The sequence below is a fragment of the Thioclava pacifica DSM 10166 genome (assembly GCF_000714535.1).
GTDB classification, from domain to species: domain Bacteria; phylum Pseudomonadota; class Alphaproteobacteria; order Rhodobacterales; family Rhodobacteraceae; genus Thioclava; species Thioclava pacifica.
In genome coordinates, this window is sequence record NZ_AUND01000009.1 from 1 (window position 1) to 21,937 (window position 21,937).

The window sequence follows — 21,937 nt, forward strand, 5'->3', positions numbered from 1 at the left end:
GAGCTGGCAGAGGCGGTCGGGGTTAGCACGGGAAGTGCCAATTACGTGCTGAATGCCTTGGTGGAAAAGGACTTCGCGAGGCTCATGAACTTCAAGGCAGATGAAGACAAGCGGCGCTAAGCTTACTTGCTTACACCAAAGGGCGTGGCGGAGAAAGCGGCGATTACGCAGCAGTTTTTGGTAAGGAAGATGGCGGAGGTTGAGGCGCTGAGGGCGGAAATTGCGGAATTGCGCGGTGAGATTAATGATGGCGATGCGTGCCCAGCGAAAGCGCTGATAGTTTGCGTTATCGGGCGTTTGCAGAACGCACTTACCTTCGTGACCATGTCTTACGATCAAACCTAGTCTGAAGCTCAATGTGGGAGCTGAGAGGGTGAGAAATGCCCCCAGCCCCCCATTCTTCCCGCATTTGGGACAATCAGGGCCACAATTCACTTTGACCAACAGCACCGACCTCAACCAGCTGAATAAGCGCAGTGTCCGCGGGGGTGCGATCACCCTTGTGTCGCAGGTGGCCACGGTGATTACCCAGTTGGCCTCGACCGTGGTGTTGGCCCGAATGCTGACGCCGGACGATTACGGTGTGATGGGCATGGTCCTGAGTTTCGTGGCGCTCGCGGCTCTCTTCAAGGACCTCGGACTCTCCAGTGCGGCGATCCAGAAGGCTGACCTTACGATCGCCCAGCAGAGCAATCTGTTCTGGGTCAACGCACTGTTCGGTCTCTTCCTGACGCTGGTGTTCGCCGCGTCGGCACCGCTAGTTTCGTGGTTCTACGACCGGCCAGATCTGCTCGGGATGACCCTTCTTCTGTCGATGACGTTTGTCCTCGGCGGCTTGAGCGCGCAGCACAACGCCATGATGATCCGGCACATGCATTTCGGCCGGCAGGCGATCGTGAACATCACCGCAATTGCCGCGACTTTCGCGGTCTCGGTCGCGTTGGCGTCTCTCGATTATGGTTACTGGGCTTTGGGATGGGGGCATGTGGCCGGCGCGGCAGCGCGCACGCTGCTGATCTGGACATTCTCCCCCTTCGTTCCGGGCGGCTGGAAACGCGGTGTCGGAACGATGGACATGATCTGGTTCGGCGCTAATGTCACCGGCTTCAATTTCGTCAACTACTTCAGCCGGAATCTCGACAACATCCTGATCGGCAAGTTCGTCGGCGCCGACGCGCTCGGCATCTACGGACGCGCCTATCAACTGATGCTATTCCCCGTCCAGAACCTGCGCGGCCCCATCGAGACGGTGACCTACCCCGCACTCTGCCGGCTGCAGGACAGCCCCGAGGAATGGCGTCAGTACCACATGCAGACCCTTCGCGTACTCGCCTTCCTGACCATGCCGCTGGTGGCTTGGATGTTCTTGGTGGCAGAACCGTTAATCCTGCTTTTGCTGGGCGAGGCCTGGGCGGGCGTGGTGCCAATCTTCCAGATCCTCGCCATCGTAGCCTTCATTCAGCCCTGCGCGAGCATGGTCGGCTCGGTAATGCTGAGCCTTGGAAGGTCCCAGCGGTTGCTTTGGCAAGGTGCGAGCGTCGCCGTCGTTATGTGTTTCGCTTTCGCAATCGGCGTCAACTGGGGGGCGATTGGAGTTGCCTCGGCCTATGCTGTGGCGATGTATCTCGTGTTGGTCCCGATGTTGATGACCGCATATTACGATACGTCCATGACACTCGGCGATTTTTTTAAAAGCGTGTCGATCCCGATGTTTATCTCTTTGGCGGCGCTTTCGGCAGCTGAGGCGGCGAGACATTTCGCTTCGGTGTCTAACTCGGTCACGGAAATCATGCTCGTGACTGGCGTGTATGTCTTCGTCGGACTTGGTTCTTTGGTCATGCTTCCTGGTAGGCGAAAGTTGATGTCTGATCTGCGAAAGATCTTTCGCCCCAAGTGAACACCCAGGACTCCGGTCTTTCAGAAGAATATTGGAGATCATGTGGAGTAGGCGATATGTTTGGATTGATAAAAAGCTTGATCGTTGGGTCACGCCTTGAGGGGCCGGTTAGAGCACTGCTCAAACGGCCGCGCGGTGTCGTCTTTTCGAATTCGGGCCAGTATTGGGACGAACGCTACCAAGCCGGCGGAAACTCTGGCTCGGGTAGCTACGGCCGACTTGCGAGCTTCAAGGCCAGCGTCTTGAACGACTTCGTCGAGAGTCGTGGCATTGCGTCTGTGATCGAATTCAGCTCGGGAGATGGGCATCAGTTGTCGCTCGCGTCCTATCCTTCCTACGTGGGCGTCGATGTTTCGGACACAGCTGTCGAGGTATGCAGGCAACGGTTCACGCACGATCCAACGAAGTCGTTCATGACAACGCAGGAATATGATGGCGAGCGGAGGGAGTTGCCGCTTTCTCTTGATGTAATCTACCACTTGGTCGAGGACGAAGTGTTCGAGGGCTACATGAATACTCTGTTTCAAGCGGCGGAGCGCTTCGTGATTGTCTACGCCTCGGACGAGGATCGAACACAACCCCAGAAACACGTGCGACACCGTAAATTCTCTGACTGGGTCGCACAGAACCGGCGAGATTTTCGATTGGTGGAACGCATTCCCAACAAATACCCCTTTGACCCTGAGCGCCCTGATGACACGTCCTTTGCTGATTTTTTCATTTTCGAAGCGCAATCCTAGGGACTCCCATTATTGAACCGCAATCTTCTTCCGAAGGCCAGTAGGGTGGGGTGAGCATGGCCAAAGGTTTGGACATTTCACTCCTCACCGGGGCATTCCCCGCTCGGTCCGAGACCTTTGTCACGGCCCATGCCACTGGCCTGGCCGCGCGCGGATGGCGGGTGCGGGTTGCGGCGACGGCGCCGGGTGCCGGTATGGCGGAGGCGGAACTGGACGAGATCGACGCCGTGGGGGTTGAGCGATCCTACTGGGGGGGCTGGGCCGAGTCTTCGGCCGGGCGCGCGTTGCAGTTCGGCGCTGATGCCTTGCGTGATCCCGGCGTGGTTGCCTTGCTCGCACGGAACAAACGTTGGACGCGCCCGGAGGTGTTCGCCGCGCGCCGGATGCGCCGGTTGCAGAACGCCGCGCCGCACGGGGTTCTGCACATCCACTACGGCAGGAATGCCGCTCTTCTGCTCGATGCCGGCTGGACCGGGCGGGCAGTCGTCACGTGGCATGGGTACGATGCCAACATCGTCCCGCGTGAACGCGGTCAGGACGTCTACCAGGACCTCTTCACGCGCGATTGGATTCATACGGTGGGATCGTCCTTCATGAAGCGGCGCCTCGTGACGCTTGGCGCTCGTGAGGACCGGATCGTCAAGATCCCGATGGGTGTGGATTTCACGCGTTTCGCGCAGGTCGACCGGCGAGAGCGGCCGGAGGGTCCGTTGAACGTGGTGGCGGTTGGCCGGCTCGATGAAATGAAGGGCTATCCGGTGTTGATCGACGCGGTCGCCGAGGCCCTCGGCCAAGGGGTCTCGTTGCAGCTCACCATCTTGGGCGAAGGGCCTGACCGGGCCTCGATCGAGGCCCGGATCGAAGCCCGCGGACTGCAGGACCGCGTCAGGCTCCTCGGTGCGCAGCGATCCGACCAGGTCGTGCGCGAACTCGCCGCGGCGGATGTTTTCGCGCTGACCGGCGTGGTCGCGGCGAGCGGGCGGGTCGAAACCCAGGGCGTTGCCTATATCGAAGCGCAGGCGACGGGTTTGCCCGTGATCGCCTCCGACGTCGGCGGGGTGTCCGAAAGCCTTGATCCGGGCAGATCCGGCATCTTGACCGCAGAGGGCGACGTCGCGGCCGTGGCCAAGGCGCTGGTGGCCTATGCTAAAGACCCCGGGTTGCGGCTCGAGCACGGACAGCGCGGGGCCGAATTCGTGCGCGCGGCGTTCAGCATGTCGGACATGCTCGACGCGTTCGAAGCACTCTATGCCAGGGAGGCGGTATGAGACTTGCCTATGTCGTGACGGAAGCTGGATGCATGGACCCAACGACCGGAGCCAGCCAGCATATCGCCATGGGCATGCGTGAGCTTGGCAAACGGACGGAGCTCGTGCCCTTTGTCCCGCCCGTCCCGAAACCGTCCGGCCCGGCCCGGGTGTCTGCACAGGGCGGGGCCAGCCCGCTTGCCCGACTGTCAAAGACCGGCGTCTGGGGTGCGGCGCGCGATCTGCGCGATGTCTGGCGCATGGTGCAACAGGGACGGCGGCTGGCGCGCGAGATCGACCAGGCTGGCTGCTCGGTGGCCTATGTCCGGGTCCAGGGCCTGCATCCCGTGTCTCTTTTCCTGCGGCGGCGTGGGGTCAAGGTTGTCCTCGAGGCCAATGGTTTGCAGCATGTTTCCCGCCAGTCCCGCTTTCGGTCGTTGCTGTCCGGCCTCTATCGGCCATTCGAGCGCTACGTCTACCGCGAGGCGGATCACGTCTTCTTTGTCGGCAGCTATGGCCAGTACTGGCAGTTGGACACCGCGAACTGGACCGAGGTCGAGAACGGGGTCGAGCCGAACCTCTTCACTGAACGGCAGGTGCCGGTCGGGCGGGCCCGACCCCTTCGCCTGGTGCTCCTGGCGCGCCTAGTCGGGCATCACAAGGCGCATCTCCTGCCGGAGGCTTTCGCCTTGCTGGATCCCGATCTGCGCGACCAGATCGAGCTGCACCTCGTCGGCAGCGGCTTCGAGCAGCTCAAGGAGGACCTGCGCCCGCTGGTTCGGGTCGAAGACCACGGCTTTGTCTCCCGCGACGCGATCGGCGATCTCATGCAGCGGATGGACTGCGGCGTCATCCCCGACTGCCCTCCTTACGGGTCGCAGATGAAACTGCTGGACTACGCGGCCAGCGGTTGCCTGGTGCTGGCACCGGACGTGATCCACCTGGTGAATTTCTTTGCGGACAAGGGCGTGTTGTTCTTCAATCAGGGGGATGCGGCAAGCCTGGCCGACCGGATCCGCGCGCTGATCGCAGGCGAGGTGCCGACAGATGATATGGCTCGGGCTATGCAAGACCACGTTCGAGGCGCCTTTACCTGGGACGCGATTTTTGAACGGAAATGGACGTGCATCGCCGCTTTAGCCGGGCAGGACGCGACGGCCGGTGGTTTGACCGCGAGCCGACCTGACGCCGCCGACCGATTGGCTTGGCAAGGACTTGCACGAGATTCTGCCAAGACACGAAACCAAAACAATTGAGACCGAACCCATGAACGTGTTGATAGGCGTGCAAAACCTCGCAGCGGAACGGCTCGCCGGGACCGAACACTATGTCTTGTCGCTCGCTCAGGAACTAGCGGCTCTCGGTGCGGACGTGACCGTCGTCGCCCCCGCTCCCGGCAAGGGAACACGAATGGAAGATTTCGGGGGCGTGAAGATACGCTATTTCGGGGATGGTTCCGCACCGACCAAGGGCGAGATTCTGGGGCAAGACGAACCGCGATTTTTGGATGAATTCGCTTCCATCCTGCGCGAGACGAAGGCCGACTTGTTCCATCTGCACTCGTCGAGTTCGGTCATGGGGATCGCGCATCAACGGCTGGCAAAGGCCGCCGGGATCAAGACTGTAATCTCTCTCCATGTCCCGGGGTGGTTCTGCGCCCGCTATGACTTCATGTTCGAAGGCAAACGACAATGCGACGCGACATTGCGGTCGGGGAAATGCAATCGGTGCGCGGCGAAACAACGATTCGGTCCTCTGAAGGGAGCGGTACTTGCAAGTGCTGCAGAGATGTCGGGTTTGAAACGGGCTCCAATATTTCGCAGCCTGAATGCTGGAACGTCGAAGCTCGACAGCCTGAGAGAGCACTTTTTACTCGCCGACGTGGTTCATGTGTTCGCGGACTGGCAAAAGGAAATTATGTTGAGGAGCGGATTTCGCGAGGCTTCCGTTTTTTTAAGCCGCCAGGGGGTGCGGGAAGATTTTGTGAACGTCGATGAGGATGGGGCTGCGGATCATCCAGGCGATGCGCCTATCAAGGTTGGGTTTTGCGGCAGAATAAATGAAATCAAGGGCGTGAATGTCCTTCTGAAAGCTATTTCCGCGACCGACCGCAAAGATATCGAGTTCACCATCGTTGGCGAACCGCGAGATTCAATCGCCGACAAAGTACAAGATCTGACCATTCACGGAAGAACAGTCGCCTGCGTCGGCACTCTGCGGGGGAAGGATCTCGTTGACTGGTACCAGCAGATGGACGTTATTTGCGCGCCGTCTCATTGCGCCGAGACGGGGCCACTGGTGGTCATGGAAGCACAGGCATTAGGTAAACCAGTGATTGCGTCCCGCCTCGGTGGAAATGCAGAGCTGATAAGTGAACACGAGAATGGATTTTTGTTCGACACTGGAGACGACCGGCAATTAGCGGAAGTCTTCGCGATCCTGACAAAGGAAACTTTACAGGCAATGGGGGCGAAGTCGTCCTACGATCGGACGATGGCCACCGTAGCCGGCGAATTGATGGCCGAATACGCGCGCGTCTTGATGGCGATCGAACCGGATACAACGGTGGGGTCGCGCTGAGGCGATGAAAGTCTTCCACATCAACGACAAGCTCGATGTTGCCGGCGGGGTCGAGGTTTGCATCCGCGATACCATCACGGGATTGACGGTACGCGGCGTCGAGGCGCAGTGGATCGCGCTGCGTCGGCGGGGCGAGATCGTCGATATGACGTCCGGGGATGCGACCTGGATCTGGAGCGGCGCGATCTCGGACATGGGGCGCTCGCCGTTGGCCGCCGCCATCGACAAGGAGACATTGTTCCACGTTCACAGCCTGTCGGAACCGGCGCTGATGGATCGGTTGTTCGATCTCGGACCCGTACTCCGCCACATGCACGAACCACGAGTTTTCTGCCCGGGCCAGGGCAAGTTCTGGGCGAAAACCGAAACGATCTGTACCTTGCCCTACGGCCTGCACTGCTTTGCCCACGCCTACACCCAGCGATGCTGCAATCGGCACCCAAAGCGTTTGTGGCACCAATACTCGAATACGCGGTACGAAGTGCAGACGGCGTCGGGACGCTACGCCAAAATGATCGCAAACAGCACCTACACGAAGGAGGAAGCGGTCCGGGCCGGCATACCGGAAGACCGGATCGTCGTGCTCAACAACTTCACCCATATGACACCCGAGCCGGACTGGGACGCACCGCAGCCGCCGGTGATCGCCTTTGCAGGCCGGCTCTCGCGCACCAAGGGCCTGCACATTCTGCTAGACGCCTTCGCGCAGGTACTGCGGAAGGTCCCGGAAGCACGGCTGGAAATCCTCGGAAGAGGCCATGACGAAAAGGTTTTCTTCCGGCAGGCGGACGCGCTTTCACTTGGCGAGGCGGTGCAGTTTCACGGCTGGGGCGACAAGGCGGCTGTCGATGCGCTGCTGTCACGCGCCGCGATGGTGGCCTTTCCGTCGATCTACCCGGAGGCCTTCGGCATTACCGGGATCGAGGCGATGATGCGGGGGAAGCCCGTGGTGGCCTTCGACGTTGGCGGCGTGTCGGATTGGCTCCGCCACGAGGAAACCGGCCTGTTTGCGGCCAAGGATGCGGGGCTACTCGCCGCTGCGTTAGTGCGGCTGCTGTCGGATCGCGACCTCAGGCAGAAGCTTGGTCGGCAGGCGCGCGCGCGTGCCGTAACCGCGTTCGCTGCCGAACCGCATTTGTCGGCTCTAGTCGGCTTGTACCGGTCGGTACTGGGAACCTAGCAGTGCCCAAAGTCCAGTCCCCGCCTATTGGCCGACAGGCTGCCCCGCCGCTGCGCGTGCTTATGATCTGCCAACGCGACGATCCCGCAACGGGCGGCGCCGCGCGTGTTGCGGTGGAACTCGTCGGTCGTCTGGCCATGTCCCCCGACATCGAGGTGGTCTGCCTGTTCGCCTACGGAGGGCCGGGGGCGCTTTCCACCGATGTCCGGGCCCACGCCCGTTGGCTGAACATCGGCTCCAACCGGCACGCGCTCCTCGGGATGTTCCGCCTTCGCCGCGAGATCCGCCGCTTCGATCCCGACGTCATTTACCATCACGACGGCCTGACCTGGACCCACATCGTCTCCTGGACGTTCCCGCGGACCCTAGTTATCGGTCACGCGCATTTGGATGGGCCGCAGCCAGGGGCTTCCCTCAGGCGACGACTGGCGCATTGGGTGCACGCGAAGACCTATCGTCGGTTGGTGGCAGTTTCCGATTTCACCCGCGCACGCTGGCAGGAACTCGGTTTTCCCGCTGAGAACGCCGTCGTCCTGCGCAACGGCGTCGACGGCGCCAGCTTTCGTCCCCCATCGCCGGCTGAGCGGGCCACGGCGCGGTCCGGGCTCGGCCTGCCGGCCGATGCCAAGGTTGTCACCTCGGTGGGGCGGCTGCACTGCGGCATGAAGGGCACCGATGACTTTCTTCGCGTGTTCGCAAAGCTGGGGCCGCATTGGAACGGACTGGTCGCCGGAACCGGACCGGATCGCGACCGGCTCGAGCGTCTGGCGTTCGACCTAGGGATTCGTGACCGGGTTTATTTCGCCGGGCTGGTCGATCCCGTGCTGTCCGCCTACCACGCTGCCGACGTACTGGCGATCACCTCGCACTACGAGCCGTTCGGCCTGATCGCAGTCGAAGCCCTGGCTAGTGGGGTACCGGTTGTCGGCCTGGAATGTCAGGGCGGGGTCGTGGAAATCCTCAAGGACACCGAGCAGATGATGGTCGCAGGGCGGGATTTGGATGCGATGGCGCAGGCTATAGAAGCTGCGGAAGGCAACCGGCCGGCTGGGCGCGACGCACTGTTGGCAAAATTCGATTGGCAGAGCGCAGCGGACCGATTGGAAGCCTGGCTGCATGATTGGACGGAGGCGAGAGGGGAGAAGAGTTGAAAACACTAAGAGCACAATCCGGGCCGCGCCGTGCCGACCCGTCGGACGTCAGACGTGGAAACGCAGTGATCGAAACATGAAGATAGCCATTCTGCACACGCGCCTGTCGGGCTATATGGCCGCTTCGCTGAGAGCCCTCAAACGGCAAACCGAATGCGAGTTCCTGATCTACTGCTGGCCGAACCAGCCCGATGCGCCGTTCGACATGGCGCAGTTCGAAGATCTCGGCACAATCCGAAACCGGCGCGACCATACCGACGACGAGATCGAAACGGCGGTTCGCGCATTTTCGCCGGATGTCATCTTGACCAGCGGTTGGGCTGACAAGGGCTACCTAAGGATCTGCAAGCGTATGCGCGCGTCGGGGGTGCCTGTGGTAGCCGGGAGCGACACCCAATGGAAGGGTAGCCTGCGTCAGATGATCGCGGGCTGGACGGCCCGTCTGCACGTGCGCCGCGCGATTGATGCACTTTGGGTCAGCGGCGAGCGGCAAGCGGTTCTCGCCCGGTCGCTTGGCTATGCTGGCGACAGGATCTGGGACGGCTACTATGCCTGCGACTGGTCGAAATTTTCAGCGCCGACCGCCGTGGCAAGCGACAGCGAGGCACGTCGCTATTTTCTTTTCGTCGGGCGCTACGTCGAGGACAAGGGGCTCGACACCCTCGCCGCTGCCTACCGGCGATACCGCGACATGGTCGAAGAACCGTGGGACCTGGTCTGCGCAGGCGCCGGCCCGCTCGGAGGGATGCTACGCGACGCGGGCGGCCAGGACCTCGGCTTTGTCCAGCCCGACGCCCTGCCCGCGGTGATGCAGGGCGCCGCTGCCTTCGTCCTGCCCAGCCGTTTCGAGCCTTGGGGGGTGGTCGTTCAGGAGGCCGCGGCAAGTGGACTGCCGTTGGTGCTTTCCGATCAGGTCGGCGCCGGGGTACATCTGCTCCGCCGACACTGGAACGGTTTTTCTTTCCCTGCGGGATCGGACAAAACGTTGGCTTGGGCACTGCTAGCAATGCACGAGATGCCCGATGCGAAACGTGATGGAATGGCACGAAACAGCTTTATGTTGTCAAAACAATACACACCTGAACGTTGGGGCGAGATGTTTGTGTCAGGTTTGAAAGACCTCCAGACGGTCCGCTCGCGAAACTGAGCCTACGCGTGATTTTCGGGATTAAGACAATTTCAATTTGGCGCCATTTCCCGGCAATCTACGCCTTGCCGTTCGTTCTGGCGACTACGCAGTTTCCAGCAGTGGTGGCCGTGAGCGAACTGCTTCGGTGGGTGGTGCTGTTCTTCGGTGTCTTGATGGCTCTGCGCTTCAAGTTTAGGCGAGGGGGATTTCAGCGCGGCATTTCTACCACAATCGATTTCGTTCTGGTCGTGGTGCTGGCGCTGTTCCTGCTGTCCAGCCTTTGGTCGATCGACGCCATCTTCTCGGCGCAGAAAGCCGTCTCAATGACACTCTTGATCATCACTAGTTTCTGGACATTGTGGCGTTATGCAGACAGCTACTCGGAGGAGCGATTACTGAACGGCCTGCTTTTCACCGTGGTCGGCATCCTCGCCGCCAACGTGACCCTGGGCTGGTTCCTGGGTAACCCCATGCTGGTAGGCCGGTTTCGCGGGTTCTTTCTCAATCCCAACAACATCGGGATTTTGGCCGCGGTAGCCGGGGGACTGTCATTGGTGCGCTGGCTCGACCGGATGACTTGGAAGAACTTCCTAGCGGTAGCGATAGTGATGTCCAATCTTGTGCTTGCGGGTTCGCGCGCCTCGATGCTCAGTATCGGGTTGGTGACGTTTTTCTATATTGGCAGATCGCTGCTTGCGAGCCGTGCTCGGGGCACACTTTTTGGTTTTTTACTCGCTGCCGGTGGCTTGTGGTTCTTCCAGACTGATTTCTTCGTCACCCGTATTCTGCGTGCATACTCTTTGGCGGATGCATCCAACCGGATATATTTCTGGAGCCTTGCGAAGAACTACATCGCACATCGCTGGTGGTTGGGCCATGGTTTTGGGACCGACATCATCATCCACGATTACTACGGGGTCGTGCTGAGCGACTTGGGCCTTCGGGGGGCCGGGGTGATGAGTTCGTACTACGGCCTCGGGGTGCAGATCGGTATCCCCCTGACTGTCACGTTCTTCGCGCTGGTTTGGGGGTATGTTCTGGGTGCCCTGTTCATCAGGTTTCAGTATGCTAAGAGCTATGTCTACGCAGCGATTGTGGCCGGAGGGCTCGTGGTCGCGATATTCGAGCCGGTTCTCTTTTCCGCCGGCAACGCCTTTTCCTTCCTCTTCGTTGTTGTGTTCATGTTGCTGGTTCGTCGGGAAACGTATCGCAGGCGCGGCATTTCATTGGGACCGCACGGGGAACTGGCTAAATCGCAACCGGCCGGATTGAAGACATGGAGGGGGCCATGAGCAACCTGATAGCGTTTCCCCACGGGGACAACCGCGAACGCTATCTGCCCGGCTGCGCCCGGGCGGCAAGCCAGATCTGCGGGGTTAGACGGTGAAGGTTCTGCTCTCCGCGGCGAGTTTCCGGCCCGATTTTGGGGGACCGGCCCGCTCGGTGCCGCAACTGGCGGCGGCGCTGGCTGAAGCCGGGGCAAAGGTCGGGCTGTGGGCACCGGACGGGTCCGCGCGGACATCACCGCTTCTGCAAGACATGGTAGATGCGGCGCGGCTGGATGGTGGACCCGAGGAAGCCTGGCGCAGGTTTGGCAAAGTCGACCTCCTGCACGACAACGGCATCTGGCGGGATCACCATAGGCAACTCGCGCGCCTGGCGCAAAACGCGAGTGTGCCACGGGTGGTGAGCCCTAGGGGCATGCTGGAACCTTGGGCGCTACGCTACAAACCGGTTCGCAAACGCCTTGCTTGGTGGATGTACCAGCGGCGTGCACTGGACGCGGCGAACATCCTGCACGCCACCGCCGACAGCGAGGCTGACCAACTCGCGCGGCTCGGTTTGCAGCGGCCGGTCCGGATCATTCCAAACGGCGTCACACTGCCTGACATGGCGCAGGTTGAATCACTTCGCGCGACCTCGGATGAAACGCGGACCTGCCTCTTCCTCTCGCGCATCCACCCGAAGAAGGGGTTGCCGCTGCTGCTGAAAGCCTGGAACGAGCTTCGGCCGCCCGCGTGGCAGTTGCACATTGCCGGCCCAGACGAGGCAGGGCACCTTTCCCAGCTGGAAGACATGGTACGTCACCTCGATCTCGGCGAAACGGTGCGCTTCCTGGGCTCTCTGGAAGGCAACGAGAAACTGCGCGCGCTGGCACGAGCCGATCTCGTGGTGCTGCCAACATACAGCGAGAATTTCGGCATCGTCGTTGCCGAGGCACTCGCCCATGGCTGCCCGGTCGTCACCACGCACGGGACCCCATGGGAAGTTCTGGAAACCGATCGCTGCGGATGGTGGGTACCGGTTTCGACCGGATCCATCGCCGATGCGCTGCGCGAGGCGACGGCGATGTCGGTCACGGCACGACGCGAAATGGGGAGCCGCGGTCGCAAACTCGTGGTCCAGAGGTTCTCGTGGCCCGGCATCGCACGGGCGTTCGCGGACGTCTATGAAGAAGCCGTGACGCTGCACAACCGTGGACGATAGACGCGGTGGTGCTTTCTAGGAGACCCGCGGAACGCGTTTTACGGAGGATGGCAGGGTGGATCTAAGCAGGTTCGACAATTCCCGCTTCGACCGCGGCGCGCCGCGGTCGAAGGAAGCCCTCTGGTGGGTCGTGCGCAGCGTCTTCTTTGCGGGCTGGTTGCCGCTTCCTTCGCGCCTCAGAGTCTTCTGGCTAGGTCTGTTCGGCGCGAAAGTCGGCGTAGGGGTGGTCATTCGAAGCCAAGTGAACATTACATTCCCTTGGCGATTCGAGTGCGGCAACCACGTCTGGATCGGCGAAGGAGTGACGATCCTGTCGCTCGCGCGGGTGCGCCTCGGCGACAATGTCTGTGTCTCGCAGCAGGCGTTTCTCTGCACCGGGTCACACGACTTTGAGCGCGAAACCTTCGACCTGATCGCCAGGCCAATCACCATCGCATCGGGATCTTGGGTCGGGGCGCGGGCCTTCGTCGGGCCCGGGGTCGAGTTGGGGGCGGGAAGCCGTTGCCTCGCCGGCGCCACCGTGGTCAAACCGGTCGCTGCGGGAGTGACGGTCGGCGGGGTGCCGGCGCGACCTCGAGAGACTGTATGACCTGCATGCGCTCCGCGCTGCCAGCGATCACTGCAGGGACGACGGACCACTGAAAGACAGGTTCAACATTCCTATCATCATCCCGCTTCGCGACGTAGCCGCCGCGATCGGTTCGTCCGCTCTGGACGGATGCGGGCGCGCTTTGACGTCCGCTACTGCGCAACCTGTGCCGTCCGCAAAACGGCGCGTCCGACGTCAAACCGGCCCGGTTTACTTCGAAAAAGTGGCTTCTTCGTCACACGGCAATTGGCGCTTGTATGTCACTTGCCACAACCTTGCAGCCGGTCCGGCCGGTTAGAATTCGCAAGGCAAAAGTGTTCGCATGGACACTATGCAGTTACCGAACAAGAGTCCGTCTAGGGGAAAATATGCGATATCGTCCGGAAATCGACGGCCTGCGCGCCTTCGCCGTAGTGCCTGTGCTCTTGTTTCATGGAAAGGTTCCCGGGTTTCCCGGCGGATATGTCGGTGTCGACGTCTTCTTCGTGATCAGCGGCTATCTGATCGCGTCAATCCTGCTCGACGACCTCGATAAAAAGCGCTTTTCACTCGCGCGGTTCTACGAACGGCGGGCACGACGCATTCTACCGGCGCTAATTTTCGTCATCCTGTTTACAACGGTCTTTGCCTGGTTTTGGATGTTGCCGTCGGAACTTGCCGAGTTCGGCAAGAGCATCGCGGCCGTGGCGCTGTTCGCGTCCAACATCCTGTTCTGGCGGCAAATCGGGTATTTTAGGCCATCGACCGAGCTGAACCCGATGCTGCACACTTGGAGCCTTGCCGTCGAGGAGCAGTTTTATCTGCTGTTTCCCGTTGCGCTGTTCCTGATCTGGCGGTTCTGGCGGCGCGGGTTAATTCCGATAACGGTCGCGGTTCTCGTGGTCAGCCTTGCACTGGCGCAGTGGGCAACAGTAGACGCGCCAGTCGCCGGATTCTACTTGGCGCCCACGCGATTCTGGGAGTTGCTCGCCGGGGTGCTCGCTGCGATGGTCCTACGTCGCAACGTGCTGCCGAAGAGCCAGATTGCAGGTCTGCTCGGGATCGTGCTGATCTGCGGCTCCGTGGTCTTTTTTACTCCCGAGACTCCGATGCCGAGCCTGTGGACGGTGCTTCCCGTAGGCGGCGCCGTGTTGATCGTGTTCTTCGGCCAGCAGGGCTCCATCGCGGCCCAGATCCTGAGTTGGCGCCCCTTCGTCGGCATCGGTCTCATTAGTTACAGCGTCTATCTATTCCACCAGCCGCTGCTTGCGCTCGCACGGCTGCGGTTGGCGCCGGAGCTTCACATGTCGACGGTGGCAGGCCTCTACGCGGCGACATTCGCGCTGGCCTGGTTCAGTTGGCGCTTCGTCGAACTGCCGATGCGGCGGCGCGGCCCGGGAGGTATGACGACGCCGAAGGTGCTCAGCGTTTCCCTCGCCAGCCTCGTCGCATTGCTGGTCGGTGGCACACTGCTCAACTTAAGCCACGGTGCTCCATGGCGTCCGGGATATGCGAATGTTGCCGAGGTGGAGGAAGACCTTCGGCCGAACCACGGATTGGCGGAAAAGTGCGCCGAGCACGGGTTCACCCTGTCGCGCGACTGCAAAACCAGCGACAATCCAACGGCAGTCGTCTGGGGCGACAGCTACGCGATGGCGCTGATCCCAGCGCTGGTCACCAGCCCGACCAAATTCGATTTCGTTCAGCAGACCTATTCGTCCTGCGGCCCGTTTCCGGGAGTCGCCAACCATTCTCCGAAATATCCCTGGGATAGTTGCATCGCGTTCAACGATCAGGTGCTCGACTGGATTCTCAATCACGCGGAGATTTCTACCGTGGTGATGACGTCTGACTACAGCGAATTGCTCGGGCCGCTTTACTACCGCAACGGAGCGAACACGACGGCGCCCGACGAGATCAAATCGGCGCTCGAGTCCAGTCTGATTGATACGATCGGAAAACTTCACGATGCAGGCAAATCCGTCGTCCTAGTCGGCCCGCCACCGCGCAACGATACCGATCTCGGGCGCTGCTACCTGCACCAATATATTTACAGCGGCGACTTCGATTTGTGCGATTTCTACGAGAAGAACATTTCTCTACTGGACCGGATGGCCGCAGACCTTCTGGCAGATCTCGGAGACGTCGTGCCAACTGTCGACCTGGTGCCATTGATTTGTCACGACGGCATCTGCAAGACCACACTGGGCGGGGTCAACCTGTACCGGGACACCGGCCATCTTTCGATTGAAGGGTCGCGATTGTTCGGCGAGCGGTTCGATCTCGCCAAAATTCTGGAGGCGGCAGCGTCGACTTGGGCGCAAAAGCCGAAACCAGTCTTGCATGCGGTCAATCCATCGCAGTGACTACGCTTGCTCCATCTCACCGGGCTGCCGGAGATATGCCGTTCAATCCGCCGGACTGCGAGAAAGACTATTATAAGACGAAGAAAGGAATACCAATTGGCCCGACTCTACGATAGCCGCAAACGCATCCTCGTCACCGGTGGTGCCGGCTTCCTCGGATCGCATCTCATCGATCGCCTACTCGCCCAGGGCCACGAGGTGATCTGCGCCGACAACCTATTCACGGGCACGAAGCGCAACATTGAGCATTTACACGGGCATCCGCGCTTTGAATTCATGCGCCATGATGTGACCTTCCCCCTCTATATCGAGGTGGATGAGATATACAATCTCGCCTGCCCAGCCTCGCCCATTCATTACCAGCATGACCCGGTCCAGACGACAAAGACCTCGGTGCATGGAGCCATAAACATGCTCGGATTGGCCAAGAGGGTAGGCTGCAAAATCTTCCAGGCCTCGACGAGCGAGGTTTATGGTGATCCTTCTGTTCACCCGCAGCCAGAAGAGTATTGGGGCAACGTGAACCCGATTGGGCCCCGCTCCTGCTATGACGAGGGCAAACGCTGCGCGGAGACCCTGTTCTTCGACTATCACCGACAACATGATTTAGACATCAAGGTTGCACGCATCTTTAATACTTATGGTCCACGCATGCACCACGCTGATGGACGCGTGGTATCGAACTTCATCGTGCAGGCGTTGCGCGGTGAGCCAATTACAATCTATGGTGACGGGCAGCAGACGCGCTCCTTCTGCTACGTGGATGACCTCATTGAGGGCTTCTTGCGTTTGATGGACACGGACAAGTCGATGACGGGTCCCATCAATATCGGCAACCCGGGCGAGTTCACCATTCGCGAACTGGCCGAGAAGACGATAGCGCTCACGGCATCAACATCTGAACTTATCGAGATGCCCCTGCCCGCCGATGACCCGAAGCAACGCCAGCCAGATATTTCCAAGGCGCGTGAGCTTTTGAACTGGAAGCCGAAGGTGGAACTCGAAGAGGGGCTGGAGCGAACGATCAAGTATTTCAGGACGCGGCTTCCTGAATTGCTCGAAGCTTGACGAAAAGGACCCCCGACCCGCATTGGGATGGACATCTACAACTCTGGGGATGCCCTCAGGGCGGGTTTCGCGGCTTACCAATGCGTTTGCAGGGATACGTTCTATCGCTCTGACGCTGGCGAGCGTGTCTTTAAATAAGGCCCAACTTCACTCACGCCTAGGCATTATGCTCGACCTGTTCAAGATATCGCCCGAGGACCTTGATCGACTTCCTCGTCCTCCTGCCCTCATGATAACAGCCGTATCGAAGCCTCGCTTCAACAGATTCTGCGCTGCGCCGACCCGCATCAAATGACCACTGAAGGTATCCACTTCGAGCGGATCAAACCCAACGCGCTTTGCTGCGTCTTTTACAAAGCGTTTCACTATCGTGGGCTCAGGGCTCCGGTTAATAGGCTTTCCATGGTAGATCGGGCAGAAGCGCCTATCAAGCTCGGGGCCGCGCCACTCGATCCCGTCACTTGCCATGGCAGCTGTCTTTCTAGAGGTGAAGGCGGCGCGTTCCGCATCTAATGGGTCGGCCTTGTTACGCCGGATGAGGACGCGCAAAGCGCCGTTTTCGCGCGCCGCAAAATCCTGAAAACAGAGAGCGACCAATTCGGAGCAAAAGGTAAGAAGTTCGTTTTCAAAGCGAGAGCATGGCGCGGTTGCGAAGTCCCCAAGTCGATTAGATTCACTCTCAATCAAGCGGTCGAGGTTGTGCCGCGTCATTCTCTTCACCTGTTTCGGTAGAACGAGTTTGCTGCGACGGCCCCTGCAGAAGGCGAGGTTGACCTCCTCGTCGTAGGTCGGATCAATAAGCCTGAGGAGGTGACCTGCCCGACAAACTCAGGCAAAAAATCGACGTCTTCTTCAAACTTTGCGGATACTGACGCTACCACGAGAGCCTACAGAACCTAACCTCGGCCGACGTCTTCCTCGGGCGCGGCCTGACCATCCTGCAACAACGCGAAAGGATCAAACGGAAGACCATCGAAGCTAGGCACTTGCTTCACCGAAAGCCCACCGCATAATTAGACCAACCAGATGCGCCAGACTCTCTCTAGATCAGGCCGCCAACTGCGCCAAAATCTTTGACAATGCTCAGCCCTTCACCCTAACGGTATCGGCGGAAAACTTAATCAAGCTTCCGCAAATTTTTAATAATTAAAAGGCTACGATGACCAAACGCGCCCTCATCACAGGCATCACCGGCCAAGACGGCTCCTACCTCGCCGAATTCCTGCTTGAGAAGGGCTACGAGGTCCACGGCATCAAGCGCCGGGCCTCGCTCTTCAACACTCAGCGAATTGACCACATCTATGAGGACCCGCACAGCAACCACGCGCAGATGAAGCTGCATTACGGCGACCTCTCGGACACCTCGAACCTCACGCGTCTGATCCGTGATATCGAGCCGGACGAGGTCTATAACCTTGGCGCGCAGTCGCACGTTGCGGTATCCTTCGAGGCGCCCGAATATACCGCCGATGTCGATGCGATCGGCACGCTGCGACTGCTGGAAGCGATCCGATTTCTGGGCCTCGAGAAGAAGACCCGCTTCTACCAGGCCTCGACCTCGGAGCTTTACGGCCTCGTTCAGGAAACCCCGCAGAAGGAAACCACCCCCTTCCACCCGCGGTCTCCCTATGCAGTCGCCAAGCTTTACGCCTATTGGATCGCGGTGAACTATCGCGAGGCGTATGGCATGTATGCCTGCAACGGGATCCTGTTCAACCACGAGTCCCCGCGCCGCGGCGAGACCTTCGTCACCCGCAAGATCACCCGTGGCCTGTCGAACATCGCGATGGGACTCGAGCCCTGCCTCTACATGGGCAACATCGACTCCTTGCGCGATTGGGGCCACGCGAAGGATTACGTCCGGATGCAATGGATGATGCTCCAGCAGGACGAACCGGAAGATTTCGTAATCGCAACCGGCAAGCAATATTCCGTGCGCGAATTCATCACCTGGACCGCACGCGAACTGGGGATCGAGCTGGAATTCTCCGGCAAGGGGACTGATGAGATCGCGACCGTCGCCTCGATCGAGGGCGACAAGGCCCCTGCCCTCAAATCCGGCGATGTGGTGATGCGCATCGACCCGCGCTATTTCCGCCCCGCAGAAGTCGACACGCTCCTGGGCGATCCAACCAAGGCCCGCGAAAAGCTCGGCTGGGTGCCCGAGATCACCGCGCAGGAAATGTGTGCCGAGATGGTCGCAGAGGACCACAAGGCGGCGCGGCGCTATGCGCTTCTGAAAGAACACGGGCTGGACCTGCCGGTCTCGGTGGAATGAGGCACGCCATGACCAAGATCTACATCGCAGGCCATCGCGGGATGGTGGGCGGCGCGATCCTGCGCCAGCTGGAGGCACGTAAGGCCAACGGCGCGGCGGTGGAGCTGATCACACGCACGCATGCCGAACTCGACCTGACCGATCAGGCGGCGGTCCGCGACTTCATGCGAGACGCGCGCCCCGACGTGGTGATCCTCGCCGCGGCCAAGGTCGGTGGGATCCACGCCAACAACACCTATCCGGCCGAGTTCATCTACGAAAACCTGATGATCGAGGCCAATGTGATCCATCAGGCTTTCGCCGCCGGGGTCACGAAGCTTCTGCAGCTCGGCTCATCCTGCATCTATCCGAAAGCCGCGCCGCAGCCGATGGCAGAGGACGCGCTTTTGACAGGGCCATTGGAGCCCACGAACGAGCCCTACGCGATCGCGAAGATCGCCGGGATCAAGCTCTGCGAGAGCTACAACCGCCAACATGGCGTCGATTACCGCTCGGTGATGCCCACGAACCTCTATGGACCGGGCGACAACTTCCACCCGCAGAACAGCCATGTGCTCCCCGCCCTGATCCGGCGCTTCCATGAAGCGGCGCGCGATGGGCTCGAGGAAGTCACGATCTGGGGAACCGGCACGCCGCGGCGCGAGTTCCTGCATGTCGATGACATGGCCGAGGCCTCGCTCTTCGTGCTCGACCTGCCCAAGGCGGAGTATGACGCGAATACCGAACCGATGCTGAGCCATATCAACGTGGGCTCGGGCAGCGACATCTCGATCCTGGAGCTCGCGCAGATGGTCGCGAAAGTGACGGGATTTAAGGGCCAGATCACCACCGATCCGACCAAGCCCGACGGCACGATGCGCAAGCTGATGGATGTCAGCCGCCTGTCAAAGATGGGCTGGCAGGCCCGCATCACCCTCGAAGACGGGATCGCCGAGACCTATCGCTGGTTCCTCGCCAATGCCGACACCGTCAGAACCTGAGAAAGAATTCATGAGCAAGACGATCCATCCGGTCCTTCTCTGCGGCGGTTCGGGCACGCGGCTCTGGCCGCTCTCGCGCAAGAGTTACCCCAAGCAATTCGTCAACCTGATGGGCGAGGAGAGCCTGTTCCAGGCCTCGGCCAAGCGGCTCGCGGGCGACGGCTTCGCGGCGCCTTCCGTGATCACCGGCGCGGATTTCCGCTTCGTCGTGATCGAGCAACTGGCCGCGCTCGAGATCGCCCCCGCCGATATCCTGATCGAACCCTCGGCCCGCAACACAGCCGCCGCGATCTGCGCAGGCGCTCTTGTGCTGGAGGCCCGTGAACCCGGCGCGCTGATGCTGGTCGCGCCCTCCGATCACGTCATCCCCGACCCGGCACGCTTCCGCGCTGCCGTCGAGGCTGCCGCCCCTGCAGCCGAGGCCGGACAGCTGGTCACCTTCGGCATCCGCCCCGATCGGCCCGAGACTGGCTATGGCTGGCTGGAGCTGAGCGAAGCCCCGGACGCGGAGTTCTCCGCAACCCCGCAACCGCTGAAATCCTTCGTCGAAAAGCCCGATCTAGCCAAGGCCGAGGCACTGCTGGACGGCGGCATGCATCTCTGGAACGCGGGCATCTTCCTGTTCTCCACCTCGGCGATCCTCGACGCCTTCGCGAAACACGCGCCCGAAACGCTGGCGCAGACCAAGGCCGCGGTGGAGGCCGCCGAGCGCGATCTGGGCTTCACCCGCCTTGCCGCCGGACCTTGGGCGCAGCTCGAGGATATCTCGATCGACTACGCGGTGATGGAGCGCGCCGACAACCTGACCGTCGTGCCCTATGGCGGCGCCTGGTCGGACCTGGGCGACTGGCAGGCGGTCTGGCGCGAGCAGAACCCGGACGCAAACGGCATCGTCGCAACCGGCCCTGCCACCGCCATCGACTGCCGCGATACGCTCCTGCAGTCGACCGATGAGGCGCAGGAGCTTGTGGGCATCGGGCTGGAGAACATCATCGCCGTCGCCATGCCCGACGCGGTGCTCGTCGCCCACAAGGACCGCGCGCAGGACGTGAAGAAAGCCGTCGCCGAACTCAAGGCCAAGGGCGCCGCTCAGGCCGAGACCCTGCCCCGCGACTTCCGTCCCTGGGGCTGGTATGAGAGCCTCGTCATCGGCAACCGCTTCCAGGTGAAGCGGATCCACGTCCACCCCGGCGCGGCATTGAGCCTGCAAAGTCACCATCACCGCGCCGAGCACTGGATCGTCGTCGAGGGCACCGCGAAGGTGACGATTGACGATCAGGTGAAACTCGTGAGCGAGAACCAGTCCGTCTACATTCCGCTTGGTGCGGTCCACCGAATGGAAAACCCGGGGAAAGTCCCGTTGACGCTGATCGAGGTCCAGACGGGCAGCTACCTCGGCGAGGATGACATCATCCGCTACGACGATGTCTATGCACGGGGAGAAGGCGCGAAGGGGTGAGAGCGCGGCTGCGTCCTAGGGCGGGGCAACTCCGAAGCCTCGCGATATTTACAGAAAACGAGAGCCACGACATCAAAGTCGTGGCTCTTTTTGTTTGAAAATCTTTCCATCCCAATACCAATGAAGGAAAGAAAAGCTGACACTGCTTGGAGCCCAGCTCACACCCTCGCAAGAAAACTTACGGGCGTTCGGACGAGCCAAAGGAGACAATCGCCGCGCCGACTCGATGGTCACTATCCGCCCCGGACCAATAGGCCCGTGCTTCCATCCAGTCTTCCTCGGAAACCTTATCGGCGAAACCGGGATCCGAAATTTGACGGACTCCGAAATCCATATGCACGAGACGCCCCAGGATCTCCATATCGTCAAGATCGATCGCGACTTCCAGCACGTCTCGCCCCACCACGATGCCTGAGCCTGTGTCGACAACGAGATAGCGACGAATAGCCGTCAACAGGGCCTCTGCAGGATTCAAATCCGGCTCAGCCCCTTCCGCTTTCCCGAAGAGCCACCGATGCGCATAGCTGCAGGCCTCATCCGTCAGCAGGACATACTCCAACTCTTCTTCCTTGAACGGGCCTCTCCGCGCGATCATCTTGCGCGTCTCGAGAAAACCGCGCCCTTTGAGTTTCAGCGCACCTTCGTAGCTCGTCGCACCATTCTCCAGCAGCTCGAGGACCGGGCGTAGCAAAGGGTCCGCCAGCATGCGCTTGATACGGCGCAGGACAAACCCATCCCCAATGGCCGCTGTGAGGCTGTGATCACGGTGAAAATACATCTCCCGGAGCAGTGTCCCACCGGGTGGTG

The 21,937-nt window shown here is 60.7% G+C and carries 18 protein-coding genes and 1 pseudogene; 17 read left to right on the forward strand and 2 right to left on the reverse strand.

Annotated elements, in window-relative coordinates:
* The first annotated feature begins 436 nt into the window (after positions 1 to 436).
* The 13 genes from TP2_RS05510 (at position 437) to TP2_RS05570 (ending at position 16,413) form a co-directional block, all read left to right on the forward strand.
* Complete coding sequence (locus tag TP2_RS05510; protein WP_051692226.1) at positions 437 to 1,897, forward strand: lipopolysaccharide biosynthesis protein; 1,461 nt, start codon at positions 437 to 439, stop codon at positions 1,895 to 1,897.
* Between the two features lie 56 nt (positions 1,898 to 1,953).
* A complete protein-coding gene (locus tag TP2_RS05515; protein ID WP_206198322.1) occupies positions 1,954 to 2,637 on the forward strand; it encodes a hypothetical protein in 684 nt (227 codons plus the stop codon).
* Between the two features lie 56 nt (positions 2,638 to 2,693).
* Positions 2,694 to 3,905, forward strand: a complete 1,212-nt coding sequence (locus TP2_RS05520) for a glycosyltransferase (RefSeq protein WP_038074636.1) — start codon at positions 2,694 to 2,696, stop codon at positions 3,903 to 3,905.
* Entirely contained in the window at positions 3,902 to 5,140 is a 1,239-nt protein-coding gene (locus tag TP2_RS05525; RefSeq protein WP_038074639.1) for a glycosyltransferase family 4 protein, read from the forward strand. The genes TP2_RS05520 and TP2_RS05525 overlap by 4 nt, the downstream gene beginning before the upstream one ends.
* A gap of 10 nt (positions 5,141 to 5,150) precedes the next feature.
* A complete protein-coding gene (locus tag TP2_RS05530) occupies positions 5,151 to 6,464 on the forward strand; it encodes a glycosyltransferase (protein ID WP_038074641.1) in 1,314 nt (437 codons plus the stop codon).
* Between the two features lie 4 nt (positions 6,465 to 6,468).
* Positions 6,469 to 7,644 carry a glycosyltransferase family 4 protein gene (locus TP2_RS05535; RefSeq protein ID WP_038074643.1) on the forward strand — a complete coding sequence of 392 codons (1,176 nt, stop codon included), beginning with the start codon at positions 6,469 to 6,471 and terminating at the stop codon, positions 7,642 to 7,644.
* Positions 7,645 to 7,646: 2 nt separating this feature from the next.
* Positions 7,647 to 8,795, forward strand: coding sequence for a glycosyltransferase family 4 protein (locus TP2_RS05540; protein WP_157617047.1), 1,149 nt, complete (start codon positions 7,647 to 7,649; stop codon positions 8,793 to 8,795).
* 76 nt (positions 8,796 to 8,871) lie between these two features.
* On the forward strand, positions 8,872 to 9,942 hold the full coding sequence (locus tag TP2_RS05545; RefSeq protein ID WP_038074647.1) for a glycosyltransferase family 4 protein: 1,071 nt from the start codon (positions 8,872 to 8,874) through the stop codon (positions 9,940 to 9,942).
* A gap of 110 nt (positions 9,943 to 10,052) precedes the next feature.
* Entirely contained in the window at positions 10,053 to 11,216 is a 1,164-nt protein-coding gene (locus tag TP2_RS05550; protein ID WP_157617048.1) for an O-antigen ligase family protein, read from the forward strand.
* Positions 11,217 to 11,307: 91 nt separating this feature from the next.
* Positions 11,308 to 12,411: a glycosyltransferase gene (locus TP2_RS05555; RefSeq protein WP_038074650.1), complete on the forward strand. Its 1,104-nt coding sequence runs from the start codon at positions 11,308 to 11,310 to the stop codon at positions 12,409 to 12,411.
* A gap of 55 nt (positions 12,412 to 12,466) precedes the next feature.
* Positions 12,467 to 13,000, forward strand: a complete 534-nt coding sequence (locus tag TP2_RS05560; protein WP_038074654.1) for a WcaF family extracellular polysaccharide biosynthesis acetyltransferase — start codon at positions 12,467 to 12,469, stop codon at positions 12,998 to 13,000.
* Between the two features lie 368 nt (positions 13,001 to 13,368).
* Positions 13,369 to 15,345, forward strand: a complete 1,977-nt coding sequence (locus TP2_RS05565) for an acyltransferase family protein (RefSeq protein ID WP_051692231.1) — start codon at positions 13,369 to 13,371, stop codon at positions 15,343 to 15,345.
* A 96-nt stretch (positions 15,346 to 15,441) separates the two neighbouring features.
* Entirely contained in the window at positions 15,442 to 16,413 is a 972-nt protein-coding gene (locus tag TP2_RS05570; protein ID WP_038074656.1) for a UDP-glucuronic acid decarboxylase family protein, read from the forward strand.
* 147 nt (positions 16,414 to 16,560) lie between these two features.
* Here TP2_RS05570 and TP2_RS18445 read toward each other — a convergent pair whose 3' ends face one another.
* A complete protein-coding gene (locus TP2_RS18445; protein ID WP_157617050.1) occupies positions 16,561 to 17,124 on the reverse strand; it encodes a site-specific integrase in 564 nt (187 codons plus the stop codon).
* Positions 17,125 to 17,285: 161 nt separating this feature from the next.
* Between TP2_RS18445 and TP2_RS18870 the strand changes: the two are divergent.
* From TP2_RS18870 to TP2_RS05585, 4 genes and pseudogenes are all read left to right on the forward strand, one after another.
* Positions 17,286 to 17,426 (forward strand): annotated as a pseudogene (locus TP2_RS18870) (IS3 family transposase); the annotation flags it as partial.
* Positions 17,427 to 17,572: 146 nt separating this feature from the next.
* A complete protein-coding gene (gene gmd / locus TP2_RS05575; RefSeq protein ID WP_038074659.1) occupies positions 17,573 to 18,691 on the forward strand; it encodes a GDP-mannose 4,6-dehydratase in 1,119 nt (372 codons plus the stop codon).
* Positions 18,692 to 18,699: 8 nt separating this feature from the next.
* On the forward strand, positions 18,700 to 19,671 hold the full coding sequence (gene fcl, locus TP2_RS05580; RefSeq protein ID WP_038074661.1) for a GDP-L-fucose synthase: 972 nt from the start codon (positions 18,700 to 18,702) through the stop codon (positions 19,669 to 19,671).
* A gap of 10 nt (positions 19,672 to 19,681) precedes the next feature.
* Positions 19,682 to 21,130, forward strand: a complete 1,449-nt coding sequence (locus TP2_RS05585; protein WP_038074663.1) for a mannose-1-phosphate guanylyltransferase/mannose-6-phosphate isomerase — start codon at positions 19,682 to 19,684, stop codon at positions 21,128 to 21,130.
* 178 nt (positions 21,131 to 21,308) lie between these two features.
* Here TP2_RS05585 and TP2_RS05590 read toward each other — a convergent pair.
* The coding region (locus TP2_RS05590; protein WP_206198323.1) for a hypothetical protein at positions 21,309 to 21,937 on the reverse strand (629 nt) is incomplete at its 5' end.